Source organism: Psychrobacter cibarius, from assembly GCF_904845955.1.
GTDB classification, from domain to species: Bacteria; Pseudomonadota; Gammaproteobacteria; order Pseudomonadales; family Moraxellaceae; genus Psychrobacter; species Psychrobacter cibarius_B.
This window is the reverse complement of the sequence record NZ_CAJGYX010000005.1, coordinates 152,793-173,858: the sequence shown is the minus strand read 5'-3', so window position 1 is coordinate 173,858 and position 21,066 is coordinate 152,793. Positions and strand designations below refer to the sequence as shown.

Below are 21,066 nucleotides of genomic sequence, written 5' to 3'. Positions count from 1 at the left end.
CTGCCTAAAAAATGTCCAAAAATTCAAAGATAATATAGAAACAGTATTGAAAAATATGCTGAGCATCCTCAAATCGAGCAGCCAAAGCTAAATAATGCGGCGCAAATACTTTATTATAGTATTTGCCTGTGCTGGTCTTATCCTTATTTGTTGCTATGGTTTTATTGGCACGATACCTTTTTGCATTATTCATTCACTCTTATAAGGACGTCTTATGAAACGTCGTACTCTTTTAGCACTTGCCGCCAGTACTATGCTACTTGCCGCTTGTGGTCAGTCTACTACCAATGAAGCAGAAACCAATGCGACAGACAGTGCCGCGACGGGTGGCTCTGATTTGCTGCAACGTATCAATAATGGTGGCACCATCAACGTCGGTACAGAGGGTACTTATCCGCCATTCACTTATCATGATGAGAGTGGCAAGCTAACTGGCTATGATGTCGAAGTGACACGTGCGGTTGCGGATAAACTAGGCGTAGACGTCGAATTTAAAGAGACCCAGTGGGATGCTATGCTGGCAGGTCTTGACTCAAAACGCTTCGATATGGTGGCCAATCAAGTAAGCTTGACCACGCCTGAGCGTTTGGCTAAGTATGACAAAGCCATGCCTTATAGCTGGTCGGGCGCGGTTGTACTAGCACCGACTGATGACAATCGTTATAGCTCGTGGGAAGGTTTAAAAGGTCTGCGTACTGCGCAATCACTGAGCAGCAACTATGGTGAGCTTGCAGAACGCTACGGCGCAGAAATCGTTCCTGTCGATGGTATGGCGCAAGCGATTCAATTGGTTAAGCAAGACCGTGCTGACTTCACGATGAATGACAATCTGGCAATATTGGATTATCTCAAAAAATTCCCAGATGCAGCACTTGAGATCAAACTGACAGCGCCTGCGAGTGAGCAGACTGGTTCAGGTTTAGTACTCATCAAAGGGGATGACGCTGTGGTGGCAAAATTGAATGAAGCAATGGCCGCATTAGCAGCCGATGGGACGCTGACCAAGCTTAGCGAAGAGTTCTTTGGTGCTGATATAAGTCAACAAAAATAATGCTAGCGTCTATCACGTCAATGCTAGCTGAGTTACTGGCACTACTACCATTTATGGATCCTGCGCGGGCGCAAATTGTCATCAATTCATTTTGGCCAATGCTTAAAGGCGGTATTTATTATTCGATACCGCTGGCGTTGATCTCATTTGCGATTGGTATGGCTATTGCGCTGACAGTAGCGCTGATTCGTATCGTACCGCGTGCTGGCTGGTTCCATGAAATCATATATAGACTTGCGCGTATTTATGTGTCCGCCATTCGCGGGACACCAATGCTGGTTCAGCTATTTATTATTTTCTACGGCTTGCCAAGTATCGGGGTAAAGCTTGATCCTTTTCCCTCAGCTATTATTGCCTTTTCGCTCAATATTGGCGCGTATGCATCGGAGACGGTGCGTGCCTCTATTTTGTCCATTCCAAAAGGACAGTGGGAAGCAGGCTCGACGGTAGGCTTGACGTATCTACAAACCTTTCGTCATGTCATTTTGCCGCAAGCACTTCGGGTGTCAGTACCCCCGTTATCCAATACCTTTATTAGCCTAGTAAAAGACACGTCTTTGGCGTCATTGGTATTGGTGACTGAGCTATTTAAGCAGGCGCAAATCATCACCGCACGTAACTATGAATTTATGTTGGTCTACACCGAAGCGGCGATTATTTATTGGGGTATTTGTCTGTTCTTAACCTTTATTCAAGGTAAGCTTGAAACCAGACTTGATCGCTACGTGGCGAAATAAACCCTTGATAATGGTAGCAGTATAGTATGGTAATACCGCGTCGATAAGCGTGTGTTATTAGCAAACAGATATCAGTACAACAGGAAGCTTTATGATTCAAGTCACTAATATTCACAAAGCTTTTGGTGGCAATCAAGTGCTTAAAGGCATCGACTTGACCATCGAAAAAGGCAAGGTAGTGGTGATATTAGGACCGTCAGGGTCTGGTAAAACCACTTTTTTACGCTGCTTGAATGCGCTGGAAATTCCTGATCAAGGCATCATTGCTTTTGATGATGGTAGCTTAACGGTTGATTTCGCTACCAAGCCTAAGAAAAAAACATTGCTGGCGCTACAGCGTCTATCAGGCATGGTATTTCAATCTTATAACTTGTTTCCACACAAGACTGCGATTGAGAATTTAATGCTTGGGCCGACGGTAGTGCAAGGGCAAACTAAGGCGCAAGCCCGCGAGCAGGCACTGGCATTACTTGATAAAGTAGGCTTATCGGATAAGGCAGATCTGTATCCGTTTCAGCTATCTGGTGGTCAGCAGCAGCGTATCGGCATTGCTCGTGCACTCGCTATCGAGCCGTCATTATTATTATTTGATGAGCCAACGTCTGCGCTCGATCCTGAATTGGTACAAGATGTACTGGGCACGATGAAGCAACTGGCATCTGAAGGCTGGACGATGGTCGTTGTGACTCATGAGATTAAATTTGCTCGTGATGTGGCAGATCATGTGGTGTTAATTGAGGATGGTCATGTGGTCGAAGAAGGTAGCGCTAAGCAGATGTTCGAAGTGTCTACTCATCCACGTACGCAGGCCTTTTTGCAGCGTATTGAACAGTAATATCATCAAGACAGTCCAAGTTATTTAGCAACTGTCTATGATGTCAATGCTTTGCTCTAAAGTAACGTTCCAATAAAAAATCTCCAGCTATTAATTATAGTTGGGGATTTTTTTCGTTTGATAATACAGATATAAAACTATTTAAAACAATCAAAAGTCACCACTAAATTCTTTGTCGTCTTTTTAGCCAGCGTGGTACGCGAGTGGCAGTGCCGTTTAATATGGCATTAAATAAAGCTGCCAGTAAGATTAATACCACGCCCACATATTGAATCCAAGATAAGGATTGATGCAGTAATAGTATGGCAAGGGCAATGGCAGTCAATGGCTCAAAAATCGTAAATACTGATGCACGAGTGGCAGGTAATTTCTCTAATGCTTTCATATAAAGGGCAAAGGGCACGACGGTTCCAATCAAAGACAACCCCAAGGCATAGCCCCAAGTATGTAAAGGTAAGCTCAATAACCGCCCATAGGTTTGATAGGTTTCAGGTAATAATAGCAGTACACCAGCACTAATGATAATAGAGGTAAAAAACACCAAAGGGGCAGGGTGAGCATCGTGCATCGCGCGCTTGCCCAGTACCCCGTATAAGGAATAACAGACGCCTGCTAGCAGTCCTAATAGGATGCCCCAATTGATTTGCGCCTCATCACCCAGCATCGTCAATCCAACACCAAATACCGCCATGAGCGCCAGTAATGCCGACTGGCGAGTGATAGATTCATCAAGCAAGAATGCCGAAAACAATAAGCTAAAAACAGGCGCAGTATAAAGCAAGGCAACCGCAGGCCCAGCACCGACATAGATCACAGCAAAAAAGTAGCATACCGACATACCAAGTACGCCAATCAAAGACTGCAATGCCAGTCCAAGCCACTGCTTTCGACGAAGCTTGATAAGGTGCGGCCATAGTTTTGGTAGCATGACAAGAATAAGAAAAGCCGCGGTCACGATACGTAAGATCGTAATTTGCCAGCCACTAAAGCCGATTTGATTGAGGTAGGTCGAGAATATCCCCAAGGTACCCCAGCAGACAGCGGCTGTGATAATTTGAATAGTGCCTATCCATGACTGCCGTGCTGACATTACGCCATCGGTATTTGCCATATCGCTCTCTATTTTTATGTGATATCAAAACCTATGCCCAAACTCAAACTATTCAAATCTTTTGGCTAATGGCATCATACAATACTGGAATAAGAAAAAGACAACCCAAGTAAGGGCTGTCTTTTGTTTATTTTTTCAGTCTATCATTAAAGCGTTAATTAAGTTCGAACACAAGTCAGTTAGACATAAAATTCAATTTATTTGAGTTAGAGGTACGCTTGTTTATGGCTTATGTCTTTAGCTGATCACTCTTTGGTGTCATATCCCCCAAACTTAAGCATCAAGACTTATACTTGTAGTAAAAAATTCGTCAGCAAGCGTTTGGCACCTTCCGTCGCAAATGACTCTGGGTGAAACTGCACACCTTGAATGGGATAGTCTTTATGCTGTAGTCCCATAATCTCCTCACCTGCTAGCGCAGATTCGGTTAGGCTGAACTCAGCATGAGCATTATTGGCGACGACAGCTGTGACAGCCAAGCAATCTGGTAAGGTGTCTGCTTTTACCATCAATGAGTGGTAGCGCATGATTTCTATCTCTTGTGGCAAGCCTTGATAGACACCCGCGCCATCATGGCGAATGGAGGATACCTTGCCATGCATTGGCACGCTCGCCCGTACTACATCGCCGCCGAACACATGCGCAATCCCTTGCATACCTAAGCATACACCCAATAGCGGCGTCGTCTTACCCATGACTTCAATTACTTCGGCACAAATACCGAAGTAGGCGGGATCTTCAGGAGCGCCAGGGCCCGGTGAAATGATAATGCGGTCAAGATTCATTGCCTGTACATCTGCTAACGTTATCTCATTATTACGTTTAACAATGACGTTTGCGGCTTTATCGCCGTCCATCGTCTGCAAAATCTCGCCGATATATTGGTAAAGATTAAAGGTAAACGAGTCGTAGTTATCTATAATTAAAACATTCATGGGTTATCAACTCTTTGGCAAAATATAAGCAATTTACGGGTTCATAAAACTGTCTAATACCACTTTCATGGCAGACAATTTACGCTGAATTTCTAGATATTCATCAGCAGGATTGGAGTCATAGACATTGCCGCCACAGGTTTGCGCATAGGCAGATTCGCCGTTGATGAATAGGCTGCGAATAGGGATGGCAAAAATACAATCACCGTTAAAATTAAACGATCCAAGCGCACCACCATAAGCACCGCGCCCATCTGGTTCTAGCTCGTTGATGACTTTAATCGCTTCAACTTTTGGTGCGCCTGACAACGTCCCAGCGGGGAAGTTACTGGCAAGGGCGCTAAACATATCTTCATTAGGATGCAAGATTCCGACGATCTCAGAAGAGATATGTTGCACATGAGAGAAGCGTTTGATATCCATGAGGCTACGTACTTTTACCGTACCAAATTGTGCCACACGGCCGATATCGTTGCGATGCAAATCGACTAGCATATTGTGCTCAGCAATTTCTTTGGCATCGTTGAGCAATGCACGGGCAAGCTGTCGGTCTTCGATGACATCGACACCGCGCTTGGCAGTACCTGCCAGTGGATAGGTTTCCATCTCACCTTGACGCAAGCGAAATAGCAGCTCTGGTGACGCTCCAATGATGCATTGCTGGGCAAATTTCATAAAATACATGTGCGGCGAGGGATTGACCGAACGCAATTTCTCATAAATGGGCATTTTATCGCCGGCAATACGGTATTTGGATTTAAAACCTACCTCACACTGAAAGATACGCCCTGAGATGATGTCTTCTTTGACTTGCATGACGGCTTTAGCGTGCTCTTCTTGACTCATGCCGTCACCCAAAAACTCAACCGTCGGCGGCTGATAATGTGGGATTGGTGCATCAAGTAGGGTTTTGATTTGCTCGATGCGGTTTTCTTGCTGCGCAGTTGGATAGTAAAAGTAGAAAATCTCACCGGTCATCTTATCGAGCGTTAGACCATCCAAATATACGCCAAATTTAAACGGTTCAAAGTCATCGCTCGTTTTAGCATTGAGACTGGGTTCAAAGAAATTGACACTGTCGTAACCCAAATAACCGACAAGACCACCGCTTTGGTCGCGAGCAATGACGTGCTGCGGCGTAATTTTGCGCAGTAGCTCGTAAGGATTATCCGTTTGATAATGAGTGGTTTCAGCAGTTTTATTATCAGTAATCGCGAGGGTTGCACGATCGATGGCAGCAATGGTCATAACGGGGTCGAAACCAATCGCATGATGACGCGCCATATGTCCATCTTCGCCCAATGATTCGAGCAGATAACAGGTCTCAAAAGCGCGCTCAATACGTTTAAACAACGCAAAGAAATCAATATCCTGCGTGAGTTTAATGCGCTGTGGTTTACTAGGGATATCAATAGCAGCAGGTTGGTTAGGTTTTGAGTTAGGAGAGGTCATAACAATATCCAAATTGGTTCAATGGTTGATCAAATAAAAAGTAAGACAAATTAAAATTCTAGTTTCTGATGAATTAAGCGGCCTTTTCAGCTGTGTCTTTTATGAATGTTTTCTATGAGTCATGTCTATGAGTAATTAGTAAGGCACTCACATCGTGAACTTGCATGGCTTTGGCGCCGCGCGAGACGGTAGCGATACCGACACCTAGCTGCTCAGATATCTCGCGCTGGGTGACACCGCGCTCCAGCAAGTCAAAAATGCGGATACGATTGGCGATTTCCTGCTGCTCTTTTTCCGTCAATAGCGCACTGAATAGTAGGTCGATAGCGGTGCTGTCATGACAACTGGCTAAATGGCTTAATAAGCTTTGATAAGGGTCTGTGCTCATAACATTCATCTTAATGGAAAAGAAAAGGGAAGCTTGCTTCGTTTCAGTATTCTAGTACGATAGTACATAAAAGGCAAGTAGCCTATGTAGATGTTTTGCTACTGCTGTTAAATGGGCACTGTGTTTTGGAAGATGATTATTTATATAGGATGGATCCTACATTTATAAACATAAAGCCAACTAATTTTTATTAACTGGCTTTATGTTTATGAATGGTTAACAGCTCGTTTACAGACCCTAATTAAACGGAAGAGTGCTCACTGGCAAGTTCAATTTGCACCTGCCAATCCTCTATATCCAGCTCATAACAGTTTTTGCCTTCACCATTGATACGATCTATCACCAAAAAATCAGAGTCACAACCGAGGGCAAGTAGTGGATGATGCCAGACATTGGCATCGTATTGCACACCTTGATGAGATTGGACATAAAACACGGTCAAATCATCTGCAGACTGTGGCGGCGCACCAGCAGGCGCAACGATGACGATATAATCCTGACCATTCATCGAAAAGAACGCTTGCGTGCCAAACGGATGATATTCCATGACCGATAAGGCAATAGGAAATTCACGCTTTTTGGCGCGGAAGATACTCATGCCGACATCGCCGCCGTCAAGTTTGGCTTCAGCGATGGCGTGATGGCGGCAGGCATAGCCTTTATTGATATGGTAGCTATTTTCAGGCGTCTGTGCTTCCTTGTCATAGGGTTCTATTACGGTACCGTAGGGCGCAAACTCAGCTTTGGTTAAAGGTCTTGCAACGATCGTAGTCTTCATAAGAGTACTCATGACTTTGCCTTACTTTTGGTGATCACTGTTTATAATTGCTATGAGCCACTTTGCCATAAGCCCGTACGCGAATTAAATCAAAATCTGGGAATAAATGACATATTCGAATGAACGATTATGCCGCTATATTGCTCATCGTTCTGAATGCTTTGTTGTTCTGGTTATTATTTATTGCGCAGGGCTTATCGTGCTGGGCGAATAAACGGCATATGACGATTCACGTCTTTATATAGTAAATATCTAAATGGACCCGGTCCGCCGGCGTAACAAGATTGTGGGCAAAATGCGCGTAGCCACATAAAATCACCTGCCTCAACTTCTACCCATTCACCATTTAAGTGATAGACCGCTTTACCTTCTAGGACATACAAACCATGTTCCATCACATGAGTTTCATCAAATGGAATCACGCCACCTGGTTGGAAAGTCACAATATTCACATGCATGTCGTGACGCATATCAGACTGCTCGGTAAATCTGGTGGTTGCCCATACGCCATCGGTACCCGGCATTTCAATCGCTTCAACATCGTGATCGCTGGTTACAAACGCTTCAGGCACCTCAATACCTTCACAGTGTTGATAAGCTTTACGAATCCAATGGAATTTAACATGCTTGTCGCTATTGTTTTTTAGCGTCCATTTGCAGCTAGGTGGTAAGAAAGCATAGCCACCAGCTTCAAGATGATGAGACTCACCTTCAATAGTGATATCCATTTCGCCTTCAACGATGAATATAACCCCTTCAGCGTTTGCATCTAGCTCAGGCTTTTCTGAGCCGCCGTTAGGCACAACTTCGACGATATACTGTGAAAAAGTCTCAGAGAAACCTGAAAGTGGGCGTGCAAGCACCCACATGCGCATACCTGTCCAAAACGGCAGATAGCTAATAACAATGTCGGTCAGTACACGTTTGGGAATAATGGCATAAGCTTCGGTGAAGATAGCGCGATCTGATAATAGTTGTGTTTGTGGAGGCAAACCGCCAGTTGGTGCGTAATAAGTACTCTTTGTTGACATTGTTGATGTTCCTTAGTGGTGTTGTGCCGCAATAAATTTGTGTCTAAACGTATGGTTACATCCAGTTTGCAGTGTTATCGGCTGTGGCTGGATGGTTTTTATACCAGTGTTTGGCAATGTCATCACGGCGGCATACCCACACATCGGGCTTGCTGGTGATATATTGCAAAAACTTTTTGAGGGCAACGATGCGACCGGCGCGACCAATGATGCGGCAGTGCAAACCGATGGTCAGCATCTTGGGTGTGTGCGCGCCTTCCTCGTATAAGGTATCGAAGCTGTCTTTTAAATATTGATAAAAAGGCTCGGCGTTGGTAAAGCCTGGGCTTGAGGCAAAGCGCATGTCATTGGTCTCTAAGGTATAGGGAATGACCAAATGCGGCTTACGAGCGATTTTGTTACCGTCTTCTACTTTGACATTGAGCCAGTAAGGGAGCTCATCTGCGTAAGAGTCGGAGTCATAAATATAGCCACCTTGTTCGGCGACCAACTCACGAGTATTCGGGCTATCTCGTCCCGTGTACCAACCAAGCGGCTGACCACCGATCATGCTCTCGAATATTTCAGTGGCACGGCGCACATGCTCGCGCTCGGTCTCGCGGTACATATTTTGATAAGCAATCCAGCGTAGACCGTGACTGGCGATTTCGTGCCCATCTTCTAATACTCGCTCGATAATATGAGGCGTTTTTTCGGCAGCAGCGGCGCAAGTGAAGGTCGTAATAGGCAAACCGTATTCTTTAAAAGTATCCAATACTCGCCAAACACCCACACGGCTACCATATTCAAATGCCGACTCAATCGACTGATGACGATTGTTAAATTCTGGCGTACCTAAGACATCCGATAAAAACCGCTCTGATTGACCGTCACCATGAATCACGCTATTTTCTGCGCCTTCTTCGATATTGAGGACGAACTGTACAGCGATTTTAGCGCCGCCTGGCCAGTTGGCTTTTGGCGGCGTGTCAGCATAGCCTTTTAAGTCGCGAGGGTAGGCGTCTTGATTGAAATCGCTGATTATTTTTTTACTCATTGTCAATATATCCTAAATATTTTAAAGCAACTTAAGTCAACTAAAGCAAAATAAGGCGTAACTTTGGATCCATGTAATATTTTATCTACGACCTTTATCTGCGACCTTTATCTATAATCCCGATGCGTAAGCCACCATTTGCTGACGTTCTTCATCCGTCAATTTTGTGAGATTACCCAGTGGCATATAGCCTGTTTGTACAGCAGTGACGATTTTTGCTTTATGAGTTTTCATGTCGGTTGGTGTCTGCAAGATGATACCAGCTGGCGGCGCGGCAAATCCTTGCTGAGTAGGCTGAGCGGCATGGCACGTGCTACAGCGCGTGTGCACGACATCCATAATGGCATCGTCAGCAGAAGCAGTTACTGGCACGACGTCGGCAGTGATATTTTCATTTGAGACAGCGTCATTACTTATACTAGAACCGTCGACTGCGCTATCAGTAGTTGTTGGTGGCACACTATTTGGTGTCGCCGTTTCAGCAGCGACTGCAGCATTGACAATAGGTAATGGCTCAATTGGTTCTGGGCGCATCCAAATAATTAATAATACAGTTAAGACAGCAGGGATGATCAAATAACGCGGCTTATGATTGTCTAAATGCTTTTGGTTAAAATAGTGACGTACAATAGCCGTGATGATACCCACAAATACCAATACTAACCAGCCGTGAGCATGAGAGTACATCATCGGATAATGGTTACTAATCATGGTAAAGATCAGCGGTAAGGTAAAATAGTTGTTCATCAGCGAGCGGTTTTTTGCTTGTAGTGCCAAGTCCGCTACTTCTTTGCCTGGTTTTTCGCCACGCCTCACGCATTCTACCAGCGCTCGTTGAGCGGGCATGATGCCAAAGAACACATTACCTGCCATCACAGTACCTAAGATAGCACCGATATGAATGAACGAAGCACGGTCACTAAATAGCTGGTAAGAACCCCAGCAGGCGATGATTAATAGGATAAAAATAATGGGGCTAAAAATGAAGGAGTTTTTGCCTAAATGGCTGCGGACAATCACTTCATAAATGAAATAACTGCCGAATAAAAACAACAAACTGGTCGAGATGGCACCGATACTACTACCAAAATCGACTTTGCTGGGATCAATCAAGTAGGCAGTCGCATTGGCATAATAGACGATAGAGAGCATCGCCATACCCGTCAGCCAAGTAGTATAAGCTTCCCATTTAAACCAGTGCAGGGTCTTTGGCATCTCTTCGGGTTCAAGCTTGTATTTGGCAATTTCATAAAAGCCGCCACCATGTACCGCCCATAGGTCGCCTGAAATGCCTTTGTCAGCCTTCCACTGTGGTGGTTTACGTAAACTAAGATCTAGCCAAACAAAGTAAAAAGACGCACCAATCCATGCCACGCCAGCGATGACGTGGAACCAGCGAAAAAATAAGTTAAACCAATCGAGATAATAAGCGCCCATGTTGCAAATGTCCTTTTTACAATTTTCTTTTGTTCAGCTTTTTTCAATCTTTCGACGCGTTTTGCTATGGCGACGTTCTTTTATGATGTGTTTTTATATAGTGATGTCAAAAACTAAGAGCCGCGATATGTGCTGTAGCCATGTGCGCTAAGCAGTAGCGGTACATGATAGTGACCGTTATCACTTATCATAAAATCGATGACAACTTGTGGATAAAAAGCCGTGAGATTTTGTGCATCGAAATAAGACTGCGTATCAAAGGTTAAGGTATAACGACCAACATCTAAGTGATATTCAGCAATATCAATCGTTGGGTCAAACGACCAGCTATCTGGTGCCACGCGTCCATCCGCATTGGTGACGCCATTGGCTAATAGAGAAGCCTCGCCATTTGCGCTTACGCGATCTAGCGTCACGGCAATACCAGCGGCTGGTTTGCCCAGATGGGTATCTAAAATATGCGATGAGAGAGTACCTGACATAATAATTCCTTTTATATAAATGAGTCAGATGGGCTGAATGCTTTAAGCGTCACTCAGCAGTTTCTGTAAACGTAAGCGGGTGATTTTATTTTGCTCAGCCGCCGCATTGACCAGTTCAGTAGCGCGATCATTGGGCAAGCGTGCTAACAATAAATCGAGCATTTGCTGTGCGCTTTTACCGGTAGCAAATACGATAAAGATAAAGCCAAATTTATCAAGGTAGTCTTGATTGCCTTGTGCCAAAGCTTCAATCACCTCGTCATTGGCATCATTAGCACCCGACTGCTCATGGGCAGCACTGTCTTGAGTGTTGCGGTATTTTTCTTTTAACGAGTCGACGTTACCGATTTGTGGATGACCATCAAAAGCCTCTAGTAACTGGGCTTCTGCTGTCTGTGCTTGTGCCCAAGCATCATCACTATGAGCAAGTAATGTAGATATATCAGCAAAAGGACGTTTTTTTTCTAAAGTCTGCGCCCAATGGGTGCTGGTACAGCAGGTCAATAGATGTGAAATTGCCTCAGTTGTTGAGAGCTCATTAAACTGCTGTAAAGATAATTTCACTATGACATCCTTTTCTTTTCTGACAAAAGCGGTGGAGTAACATTTCTTGATAACATCTCATGCTAAAGTAGTATTTATCGAATAATAATTGGTTTACTATGAGCTATTCTGCTTAAACCTGACCATTTGGTCAACTACTTTATGCAAATATTTTATTTAGACTGGTGATATTTCATAAAAATTAGCATATGAATCCAGTTATTGGCTGGGATATGGCTCTTTATTCATCACAATAATGACAGGTAACATTTATCATGGCTCAACATAACGATATAGAACCACAAGCTGCGTCTGACGCGCCTGTACAGCGCAATCAGCAAGATATCCGCGCCCACAATCAAACCGTCATTTTGGCGGCGGCAGAAGAGGAGTTCGTGCTGCAAGGTTTTCGCGGTGCGACGATGCAAGGTATTGCCGATAGAGCCGAGCTGCCAAAAGCCAACGTGCATTACTATTTTAAGAATAAAAAAAATCTGTACCAAGCAGTGCTGCATTCTATTATTCAAGAGTGGAACGATGGCTTGGTCGCTATGAGTGTCGATAGTGACCCTAAAACGGTCATCGAAAAGTTTGTCCGTACCAAATTGCATCAAGCGTTTGCTCATCCCAATCGCCATAAATTGTTTGCGCTGGAAGTCATCGGCGGTGCCCCGCACCTGCATGAATTTATGTCGGCGACCATGAAGGCGTGGGCGCTAGACAAGGCGCAAGTGATGAAAACTTGGCATGAGCAAGGCAAAATTGGCATCGCTGACCCTTTACAGCTATTGATTTTGATTTGGGCAACGACGCAGCGATATGCGGAATTTGAGACAGAAATTGTCGGTTTGATGGAAAAGAGTGAGTACGATCAGCAGGATGAAGCGCGGGCGGCAGACTTTTTAGTGCCGTTTATTTTGCGTGGCTGTGGTCTTGAGTAATGCTTATGTATTATTATTTTACGTCTATAACATGCCATTAATACGAAAGCATTATGAATGTTTTCGTATTAAGGCGCGCTAAAAGAGTCAATGTGCAGAACCAGAACAGCAATGCTGATTGGTAAAGAATTTGACTATCCTAACGTACGTTTAAGAAGCCTTTTGTCTAAGAGGTTTTAGACCGTCATCCAGATGCTGTTCTACTGTATCAAATTCGACACCGTAGTTTTTGGGCAAAATCATATCGAGAGTAATGGCCACAATACCTGACATAGTAACTGCTGACCCAAAGATATTACGGAAAAGCTGCGGCGCCTGTGCGAATACATCAGGAACAAAAGCCACGCCCATAGACAGACCTAGCGAAGTGGCAATGATTAAGATATTGCGATGGGTAAAGTTGACGGTTGATAGGATGCGAATACCAGCGGTCGCTACCGTTGCAAACATCAATAACGTCACACCGCCAACGACTGGTTTTGGCAATTGGGTAAAGATAGCACCCAAAATAGGGAATAGCCCCATAGTGAATAAGATAGCCCCAACATAGAAGCCCACATAGCGACTGGCAATACCAGTCATCTGAATAACGCCGTTGTTTTGGCTAAAAGTCGTCACTGGGAAAGTATTAAACACCGCCGCAATTAATGAGTTGACACCGTCTCCCAATACGCCACCTTTAATGCGTTTCTCGTATAGAGGTCCTTTGATAGGTTCGCCCGATATCATCGAAGTCGCCGTCAAATCACCAGAGGTTTCAATACTGGTAATGACATACATAAAGGCGATAGGAATAAAAGCCTGCCAATCAAACCCAAAGCCAAACTTGAATGGCACAGGTAGCGTAAAGATAGGGGCATCAGAGACCAAAGAGAAATCAATGCGTCCCATAAGAATGGCTGCGATCAGACCAAGCATCAGCCCTATAAAAATAGCACTGGAGCGAATGACTTTATTATTAACAATACTAATCAATACCACACTGACCAAGACTCCGCCACCGAGCAGCAAATTCTGTATACTCCCGAAATCTTCAGCGCCCACGCCGCCTGCCAAATCCGTCAGACCAACCTTGGTTAATGACAGACCGATGGTCACAATCACACAACCCGTCACGATAGGGCTCATCAGAGATTTGAGTCTGGTAATAAATTGACTTAAGAAAATCTCAACGAAGGCACCAAGAAAGGAGACGCCAAAGATAACAGAGAGAATCTCCTCCGGACTCCCGCCTTTGTTTTTTACCACAAAACCTGCCGCCAATACCGCGGCCAAGAAGCCAAAACTGGTTCCTTGTAACGCCATAAGACCGGAACCTACTGGTCCAACTTTATGCGTCTGAATAAAGGTAGCGACCCCTGATACCATCAATGACATGCTGATGAGATAAGGGATATGTTCCCCCAAACCCAAGACGCCGCCTATGATTAATGAAGGGGTGATAATACCGACAAAGCTGGCAAGTACGTGTTGTACTGCGCCCAAAAAGGCTTTTGTAGGGGTAGGACGGTCATGCAATCCGTATAGTAAATCGGGGTTCCCTTGAATGTGTTCGCTCATCTTGGCTTCCTCCTAAAGTGACTTTTAGTCCAAGCTCTGTGGAGAGAGCTAAGCAGTGTGATGAGTTTAGAGATGGATATCGACACACCGTTTATCTTCATATTGCTTAGTTGTCTCACAAAGAGTCGCACTTATCCTTGTGCTAATAAATATCAGCAGCTAGCTATTATTTATCAATATGATTAATAGTCGTAGGTTTAAACCTGACTAATTGGTCAACTATCTAAGGGTATAGTGAAAGGGTTGGCTATTGCAACGTTTTTTTTCATGTTGATGGCTTTATTTCTTAAATAATAACAGTCTATTAGAAGAACATAGCGCAGTGGATTTGGTTTGCTGGCTATTTTTACTCGTCTAAAAACAGTAAGCAACAAAACGGAATAAGTCAGCCAGATTTAGCGCTATTTTTTAATATTAAATTTCTCGCATTAATTATTGCCAAATTGTTAATACTTCGTTATTATGCCTCTCATTATTTAAATGCTAACAATTATCATTAACATTGTTATTCGTATGAAAGACTTTGGCTTTGTCAAGACTCCAATCGTCTAAAAAATGGTTTTCAACAATAAGCGGTGCAACTGCCACAAGCTGTGCTCAACAGTAAATAGCTCTTAAAAATTCTAATTTGTGATAGTCCATAAGGTGAGTGTGTTATGCGTGAAGTAAAGTTATCAAAACTATCTAGTCAAATGACGGTATTGTCCATGGGCGTGGCAGCGGTATTATGGTCACAAGCAGTCAGTGCAGCACCTGCAGAAGACATGCCAAGCACCACGTTGCAGACCATTACGGTGACAGCCAATAGCTCAGTACGTGATAAAGTGCAAACCGATTCTGTTTACATAGAAGACTATACGCCAGCGCAGCAAGCCAGCCATTTAAGCGATTTTTTGAATGTCGTTCCTGGAGTTACGGTAGGTGGTACCTCTGCGGTCAATCAGCGTATTCGTATTCGTGGTCTTGAAGACAGCAACCTAAAAGTCACTATCGATGGGGCGCGTCAAGAAGGCAAACTTTTTTATCATATGGGTGACATTACTATTGACCCTGACTTGCTTAAGCAAGCGGATGTGGCAGTTGGCAACAATTCTGTCACGCTAGGTAACGATGCGATTGGCGGGGCGGTGGCTTTTAAAACCGTTGATGCAGTGGATTTGCTGAAACCGGGTCAAAGAATAGGAGCGAAAGTTCACGCAGGCTATGCCAGTAATAATGACGAGCTACTAACGTCAACGACTGTATATGCCGCACCAACGGACAATGTTGACTTACTGGCTTACTATGGCAAGCGTGATAGCGATTCTGGCGAAGATGGTAACGGTCGTGAGCTGTTTGAAGACAGTAAAACTGAAAGCATCTTATTAAAGGCGGGTGCTTATATTGCGGATGACCATCATATTGGCGCAAATTTCAGCCAAACTGAAAAGAAGGGTATTTTCCCATTCCGTCCAGACTTCCCTAGCCGCTCTGAGCCTCCAATTCCGCAACAGGTGAAGCGCGATACTTATGGTATTGATTATAGCTTTAATCCTAGCAACCCACTGATTGATGTAGATACCAACGTGTATCAAACCAAAACCCGCATTTTGCGCGATTCTGATTATATCAATGATCCAGGTTTTGATTTTAACGCTGAAGTTCAAACCACAGGCGCAAAAATCCAAAACACCAGTGACATTGCTACGAATGTTGGCACACACAAGCTTATCTCTGGGATTGAGCATTACAAAAAAGAGTCGGAGATGGAGCGCGACTTCGTCAAAGCAGGGTCAGACGAGGCAACCAATACATCAGTATATCTAGAAGACCAATGGAAAAATGGTAAGCTCACTTTAACACCTGGTGTGCGTTATGACCGCTACAAATCTCCTGAGTTTATCTCTGGTGGTAAAACCTATGATAATGTCGTTGGTGCACTTGCCGCAAGCTATGAGATTGCACCATTGACGCAAGTATTTGCAAGCTACACGCAGTTATTTAATGGTCCTGACTTAAGCCAAACCATTTTTAATTCAAATGGTGACAAAACGTACGTTAATAATGACTTAAAAGCAGAAGAAGGGTCTAACGCTGAAGTAGGTATCGTTACAACGTTACGCGACCTAACGGTAGCCGGTGATGCACTACAACTAAGCGGTAAGTACTTTGAAACTGATATCGAAAACTATATCGAATTTGTTCGTTCCGGCGGAACTCGCGTTGGCTTAGACTGTGTCACTGGACAATTAGGTGGTGAATGCCAAGGTGTCATCAATAAAGATGAAGATTTTAAAATTAAAGGGGTTGAGCTCGCTGCCGACTATAAAATGAATAACTTTAGTATGGGTTTGAGCTATTCACGCGCACGCAGCAAAGGTGAAAAAACGGGCTACAGCATTCCTTCAGTGACTGGAAGCAGCTCAGAATCAGGCGATAAATATATGGTCAATCTGGCTTATGCCCCAACAGAGACCACAGATATCGGCTGGCGCAGTACGTATGTTGCTTCAGTGATGCCGAATACGTCTGAAAATGAGATTGAAAAACCAAGCTATAATGTTCATGATATCTTTATGAACTATTCGCCAAAACAAGTTGATGGATTAAAAGCCACGCTTGGCGTTTACAATCTTTTTGATGAAGCTTATGCGAGCCACTCATCTCGTCTAAATCCGATTGATGATGTTGCTACTGACTTTGAGAAAGGTCGTAATATTAAAGCGTCATTGACATATCAGTTCTAATCTTATTGTCACTTGATAATAGATGAAAGAGCCAGCTGTCTGTATAGGATAGCTGGCTTTTTTATGGTCAGTAAATGATGAAGCATGTGATAGCAATTACAACTTTTTTTGAATACCAATCAAAGTAACCAATGAATAAAGAAACGATGAATAAAGAAACGATGAATAAAAAACCAATACTAATGACTTCATTTCCCCCTACGTTGCGTCAGAGCTGTTTATGGATTCATCGTTATACTGGGCTTGCGATGGCAGCTCTTTTGATCATTGCTGGTATTACGGGCACGCTATTGGCGTTTCATGATGAGCTGGATGATGTGTTCAATCACAAGCTGGCAAATATTGAGGCGCAACACAAGCCGCCACTACCGATCGCCACACTGCATGATGCTGTTATCAGCGCTTATCCACAGTATCAATTTTCTAGTATGCCAACATCAGTAGAGCTGAACAAATCAGCCGTTTTTTCGGTAGATAGAACGCGAGGTCAGGCAGCAGATAATGCTCCTAAAGCCCCATTTCAAGAGGTATATGTCGATCCCTTTACGAGTGAAATCATCGGTACACGTGATAAAGAGGTGTGGGCATGGCGCAATACGATGTACAAGGTATTCTGATTACACCGTGATTTATTGCTAGGTGATATCGGCAAATTAATACTGGGTATCGTGTCTTTAATTTGGACGATTAATTGTTTCATCGGCTTTTATTTAACCTTTCCAAGAGCAGTTAGCGCCAATAAATCTCAACAAGCCGCATTGAGAAAACCATCTGGCAAACCTCGCGCTTCATTTTTTAAACGCTGGCTACCTGCTTGGAAAATCCGCCGTAAAACCAATGCTTTTAAACTCAATTATGACTTGCATCATGCGTTTGGCTTATGGTTATGGCTCATGTTGTTTGTCATTGCATGGTCGAGTGTTGGTTTTAATTTAAAACCGATATATCAGCCTGCAATGCAAGCGCTAGTAGGACTTGAAGGTAGAGATGAAGGCAAAGGAAAGAAACAAAATAAGCCTGCGATAAATACTGAATCTAGTAGTGATGAGGCGACTATTAATAATAATAGCACTAAGACCAATAGCGGTAATAGTGTAGATAAGGCTAATAGCATCGCTTATTTAAGCAGGCAGGCAGAGATAGCCGCGCAAAAAAATGGCGTCAGCGTCCAGCAGCTATTGGGAGTGCGTTGGGTAGAAGAGGACAATCAATGGCAAATGCGCTTTAAAACCAATAAAGATATCGGTAAAAAAGGCGGTGCGTCATCTATCACGGTTGACGCCGCAACAGGCAATGTCGAGCGTGTTAATTTTGGGTATCAAAGCTCATTTGGTAATCAAGCTGATCAATGGATGGCAACGCTACACATGGGTCATATCAGCCATGGCGTAGGTCATTTGTTGTATCAAATATTTTTAGCATTGACGGGGTTAGCCGTGGCGGTCTTATCTGGCACAGGTGTGTATTTATGGGTCAAAGGGCGTCAAAGTCGTTTAAAGCAAAGGCAAAAATTGACGGTTAAAGACAACTCTTTGAAGCGATTACGCGAAACCAGCCATTAAAGAGCAACTATAAGATATGCTGTACTTAAACCATATCCATAATAATGATGATGCAACCTTCAGAGGTCAAGGTGGTAACGTCAATATTACAGAGTACAGCTATCTTTGATAGTATTTATTAAGGTCGCTAACTAAAGCTTTAATTGCAAAAATATACTGTAGGCTATCCCAACGGTAAATATCAAAAAAGCAAATTTTTCACCCAACATTACCCATCTATGCCATCTGTTGTTTTCGTCAAAGTTTTTTGTATAATCTACTGAAGCAGTATTTTGAGTAAAATCCATCGGAATAACCAATAATCTTAGAACATACAAAGTCATGCCTAACCAAAACAGGGTATCTGCTATCTCTTTATTCACAGCGTAATAAATGCATAGACAAAAGCTAATGATTAAAATTAATAGAGATAAGTTTCTGTAATTTATCCATCGATGATTCAATAGGATTTTATGCATCAACAATTCCTTTTATTGTTTGCAAAGCTCTGTACTTAAACCGCATCGACAATCACTGGGCGACCTTGATGACTGAGCACGGTAACATCGACGTTATACAGATCCTTCATGGTTGTTTGGGTAATGACCTCTGCAGGTTGACCGACAGCCATCACCTGACCCTCTTTCATAGTGACCACGGTATCGGCGAACTGCGCGGCTTGATTGATATCGTGCAGCACGATGACCACGGTTTTTTGCTGAGTATGGCTTAACTCGCGCAGCTCACGCATCAGGCGACCAGCATGGTACATATCCAAATTATTCAGCGGCTCATCGAGCAACAAATACGGCGTATCTTGGCAAACAATCATCGCAATTAAGACCCGCTGACGCTGACCACCTGATAGTGTCGATAAAAAACGCTCGGCTAACGGCGCAAGCTCAAAACGTTCGATAATTTCTTGCACTTTTTGCTGATCATCAGCCGTCGGTTGCCCTTGATGATAAGGATAGCGCCCAAACATCAGCAGCTCATGCACGCGCAATCGCCCTTGTACTTGGTTGTCTTGTCCAAGCATCGCCACAGTTTTGGACAAGGTTCGCGCATGACAGCTAACAATATCACGTTCCTCATTATCTACAGCGAAACTGACCTGTCCCGACTGTAGCGGTTGCAAGCGTGCCATGACCGAAAATAAAGTAGATTTACCAGCGCCATTGGGACCAATCAGGGCAATCACTTGGGCGCTTGGTAATGACAATGTAATGTTATGAAGAATTTGCTGTTTGCCAATATGGTGCGAGATATTATTGAGTTTAATCATAATGGTTCTTATTTTTACAAAGGGTCTGATTTTTCATTACTATATCAATGGTTTTTAGATGATAGGCTACTAGGTCAGTGATTATTAAATAAGCGCGATATTAACGACGCTGAGTCATAAAAATCAATATTAAGAATACCAAGCCACCAGCCAATTCAATCACCACCGATAGCACACCCGCCATGCCCAATAGTTGCTCAAATATCGTCTGACCGAGTACCAAGCAAATCATCGCCACCAAGCTGACTAATATCAGGCGTTCGCTGTGATACATATGGCGAGCGATACGATTGGTTAGCGCACAAACCAACAGCCCAAAGAAAGTCACTGGACCGACCAATGAGGTTGCCGTGGCGACTAATACCGCAATGACCGTTAATAGTCCAAACGCTAGGCGTTGATAGTTGATACCGAGGTTAATGGCTTGTGATTTGCCAAGCATCAATACGTCACATTGATAACGCCAGCGCCAGATAAATAGCGCGCTAATGGCACAGATAACAATGCTGATACCAAGCAGCTGCGGATTGACCGTATTAAATTGCGCGTAACTGGCAGATTGCACGACGACGAAATCATCAGGATTGATCAATCTGGCAATCAGGGCTGATAAGCTGCGAAACAAGACCCCAAAGATAACGCCCACCAATATTAGTCGTGTCAAATCTTGACTGCTTTTTGAAAACAGCAGCTTAAATAATAATAATGACGCGCCAAACATTAAAACAATTTCAAGGGTGAATTTGGCAAGAGGATTGATACCGGTAAAACTTATTGCACCCAAAAAGAAAACCAACAGGCTTTGTAATAAAACGTATAGCGAGTCAAAGCCCAGCAATGACGGCGTCAGGATAGGGTTGTGGGTCAAGGTTTGAAACAATAAGGTCGATACACCAATCGCATAACCGACGACCATTAACGCCAGTAATTTCTTACCTCGCAGCGGTAGCGCAAAGTCCCAATGGCCGTTGACATTGACTGTCAAAAATAGGATGGTTGAGATCAGCAATATGATAGCGGCAATGGATTTTGGGTGATTGACTATAAATGTCCAGAGTCGCGCAAGACAACTTTGTCCAAAAGTAGTTTTGTCGTTATTTACTGAAGCACTGTCATCTATAGTGTTATTGGCTGTGGCGCTAGGCTTAGACGGTGAAAACATGCGTAAATCCTATAGTGCTAGGCTTATCTAATCAG

18 protein-coding genes and 1 pseudogene are annotated in these 21,066 nt (G+C 43.7%); 6 read left to right on the top strand and 13 right to left on the bottom strand.

The features are described from left to right. Positions 1-214 precede the first annotated feature (214 nt). The 3 genes from JMV76_RS11105 to JMV76_RS11095 all read left to right on the top strand — a co-directional run bounded on the left by JMV76_RS11105 (position 215) and on the right by JMV76_RS11095 (position 2,623). Positions 215-1,051: an amino acid ABC transporter substrate-binding protein gene (locus JMV76_RS11105; protein WP_201502727.1), complete on the top strand. Its 837-nt coding sequence runs from the start codon at positions 215-217 to the stop codon at positions 1,049-1,051. Then, complete coding sequence (locus JMV76_RS11100) at positions 1,051-1,788, top strand: amino acid ABC transporter permease (RefSeq protein WP_045444414.1); 738 nt, start codon at positions 1,051-1,053, stop codon at positions 1,786-1,788. The genes JMV76_RS11105 and JMV76_RS11100 overlap by 1 nt, the downstream gene beginning before the upstream one ends. A 91-nt stretch (positions 1,789-1,879) precedes the next feature. Next, positions 1,880-2,623 (top strand): amino acid ABC transporter ATP-binding protein, encoded by a 744-nt coding sequence (locus tag JMV76_RS11095; RefSeq protein ID WP_201502726.1) that lies wholly within the window; start codon positions 1,880-1,882, stop codon positions 2,621-2,623. 163 nt (positions 2,624-2,786) lie between these two features. Here JMV76_RS11095 and JMV76_RS11090 read toward each other — a convergent pair whose 3' ends face one another. The 10 genes from JMV76_RS11090 to uraD form a co-directional block, all read right to left on the bottom strand. Then, positions 2,787-3,734, bottom strand: coding sequence for a DMT family transporter (locus tag JMV76_RS11090; protein ID WP_201502725.1), 948 nt, complete (start codon positions 3,732-3,734; stop codon positions 2,787-2,789). 287 nt (positions 3,735-4,021) lie between these two features. After that, a complete protein-coding gene (locus JMV76_RS11085; RefSeq protein ID WP_201502724.1) occupies positions 4,022-4,669 on the bottom strand; it encodes an anthranilate synthase component II in 648 nt (215 codons plus the stop codon). A gap of 33 nt (positions 4,670-4,702) precedes the next feature. Beyond that, positions 4,703-6,121, bottom strand: a complete 1,419-nt coding sequence (locus JMV76_RS11080; RefSeq protein ID WP_201502723.1) for an anthranilate synthase component I family protein — start codon at positions 6,119-6,121, stop codon at positions 4,703-4,705. Positions 6,122-6,233: 112 nt separating this feature from the next. Then, a complete protein-coding gene (locus JMV76_RS11075; RefSeq protein ID WP_193008648.1) occupies positions 6,234-6,509 on the bottom strand; it encodes a Trp family transcriptional regulator in 276 nt (91 codons plus the stop codon). A gap of 241 nt (positions 6,510-6,750) precedes the next feature. Further along, positions 6,751-7,299 (bottom strand): ureidoglycolate lyase, encoded by a 549-nt coding sequence (locus tag JMV76_RS11070; protein WP_227676499.1) that lies wholly within the window; start codon positions 7,297-7,299, stop codon positions 6,751-6,753. A 182-nt stretch (positions 7,300-7,481) separates the two neighbouring features. Continuing rightward, on the bottom strand, positions 7,482-8,318 hold the full coding sequence (locus JMV76_RS11065) for a bifunctional allantoicase/(S)-ureidoglycine aminohydrolase (RefSeq protein ID WP_201502722.1): 837 nt from the start codon (positions 8,316-8,318) through the stop codon (positions 7,482-7,484). A 55-nt stretch (positions 8,319-8,373) separates the two neighbouring features. Beyond that, entirely contained in the window at positions 8,374-9,354 is a 981-nt protein-coding gene (gene puuE, locus JMV76_RS11060; RefSeq protein ID WP_201502721.1) for an allantoinase PuuE, read from the bottom strand. 111 nt (positions 9,355-9,465) lie between these two features. After that, entirely contained in the window at positions 9,466-10,791 is a 1,326-nt protein-coding gene (locus tag JMV76_RS11055; RefSeq protein ID WP_201502720.1) for a urate hydroxylase PuuD, read from the bottom strand. Positions 10,792-10,904: 113 nt separating this feature from the next. Further along, complete coding sequence (uraH, locus tag JMV76_RS11050; protein ID WP_201502719.1) at positions 10,905-11,273, bottom strand: hydroxyisourate hydrolase; 369 nt, start codon at positions 11,271-11,273, stop codon at positions 10,905-10,907. A gap of 42 nt (positions 11,274-11,315) precedes the next feature. After that, entirely contained in the window at positions 11,316-11,837 is a 522-nt protein-coding gene (gene uraD / locus JMV76_RS11045) for a 2-oxo-4-hydroxy-4-carboxy-5-ureidoimidazoline decarboxylase (protein WP_201502718.1), read from the bottom strand. 254 nt (positions 11,838-12,091) lie between these two features. Here uraD and JMV76_RS11040 point away from each other — a divergent pair, with 254 nt between their 5' ends. Further along, the gene (locus JMV76_RS11040; protein WP_055124609.1) at positions 12,092-12,757 is read left to right on the top strand and encodes a TetR/AcrR family transcriptional regulator; all 666 of its coding nucleotides are present in this window, start codon (positions 12,092-12,094) and stop codon (positions 12,755-12,757) included. Positions 12,758-12,907: 150 nt separating this feature from the next. Here JMV76_RS11040 and JMV76_RS11035 read toward each other — a convergent pair whose 3' ends face one another. Beyond that, complete coding sequence (locus JMV76_RS11035) at positions 12,908-14,317, bottom strand: uracil-xanthine permease family protein (RefSeq protein WP_055124608.1); 1,410 nt, start codon at positions 14,315-14,317, stop codon at positions 12,908-12,910. Between the two features lie 656 nt (positions 14,318-14,973). Here JMV76_RS11035 and JMV76_RS11030 point away from each other — a divergent pair. Beyond that, on the top strand, positions 14,974-17,043 hold the full coding sequence (locus JMV76_RS11030; protein WP_201502717.1) for a TonB-dependent receptor domain-containing protein: 2,070 nt from the start codon (positions 14,974-14,976) through the stop codon (positions 17,041-17,043). A gap of 131 nt (positions 17,044-17,174) precedes the next feature. Beyond that, positions 17,175-18,605 (top strand): annotated as a pseudogene (locus JMV76_RS11025) (PepSY-associated TM helix domain-containing protein). Between the two features lie 493 nt (positions 18,606-19,098). Here the strand turns inward: JMV76_RS11025 and JMV76_RS11020 are convergent. Next, positions 19,099-19,869 (bottom strand): iron ABC transporter ATP-binding protein, encoded by a 771-nt coding sequence (locus tag JMV76_RS11020; protein WP_201502716.1) that lies wholly within the window; start codon positions 19,867-19,869, stop codon positions 19,099-19,101. Between the two features lie 100 nt (positions 19,870-19,969). Then, positions 19,970-21,031: an iron chelate uptake ABC transporter family permease subunit gene (locus tag JMV76_RS11015; RefSeq protein ID WP_201502715.1), complete on the bottom strand. Its 1,062-nt coding sequence runs from the start codon at positions 21,029-21,031 to the stop codon at positions 19,970-19,972. Positions 21,032-21,066 lie beyond the last annotated feature (35 nt).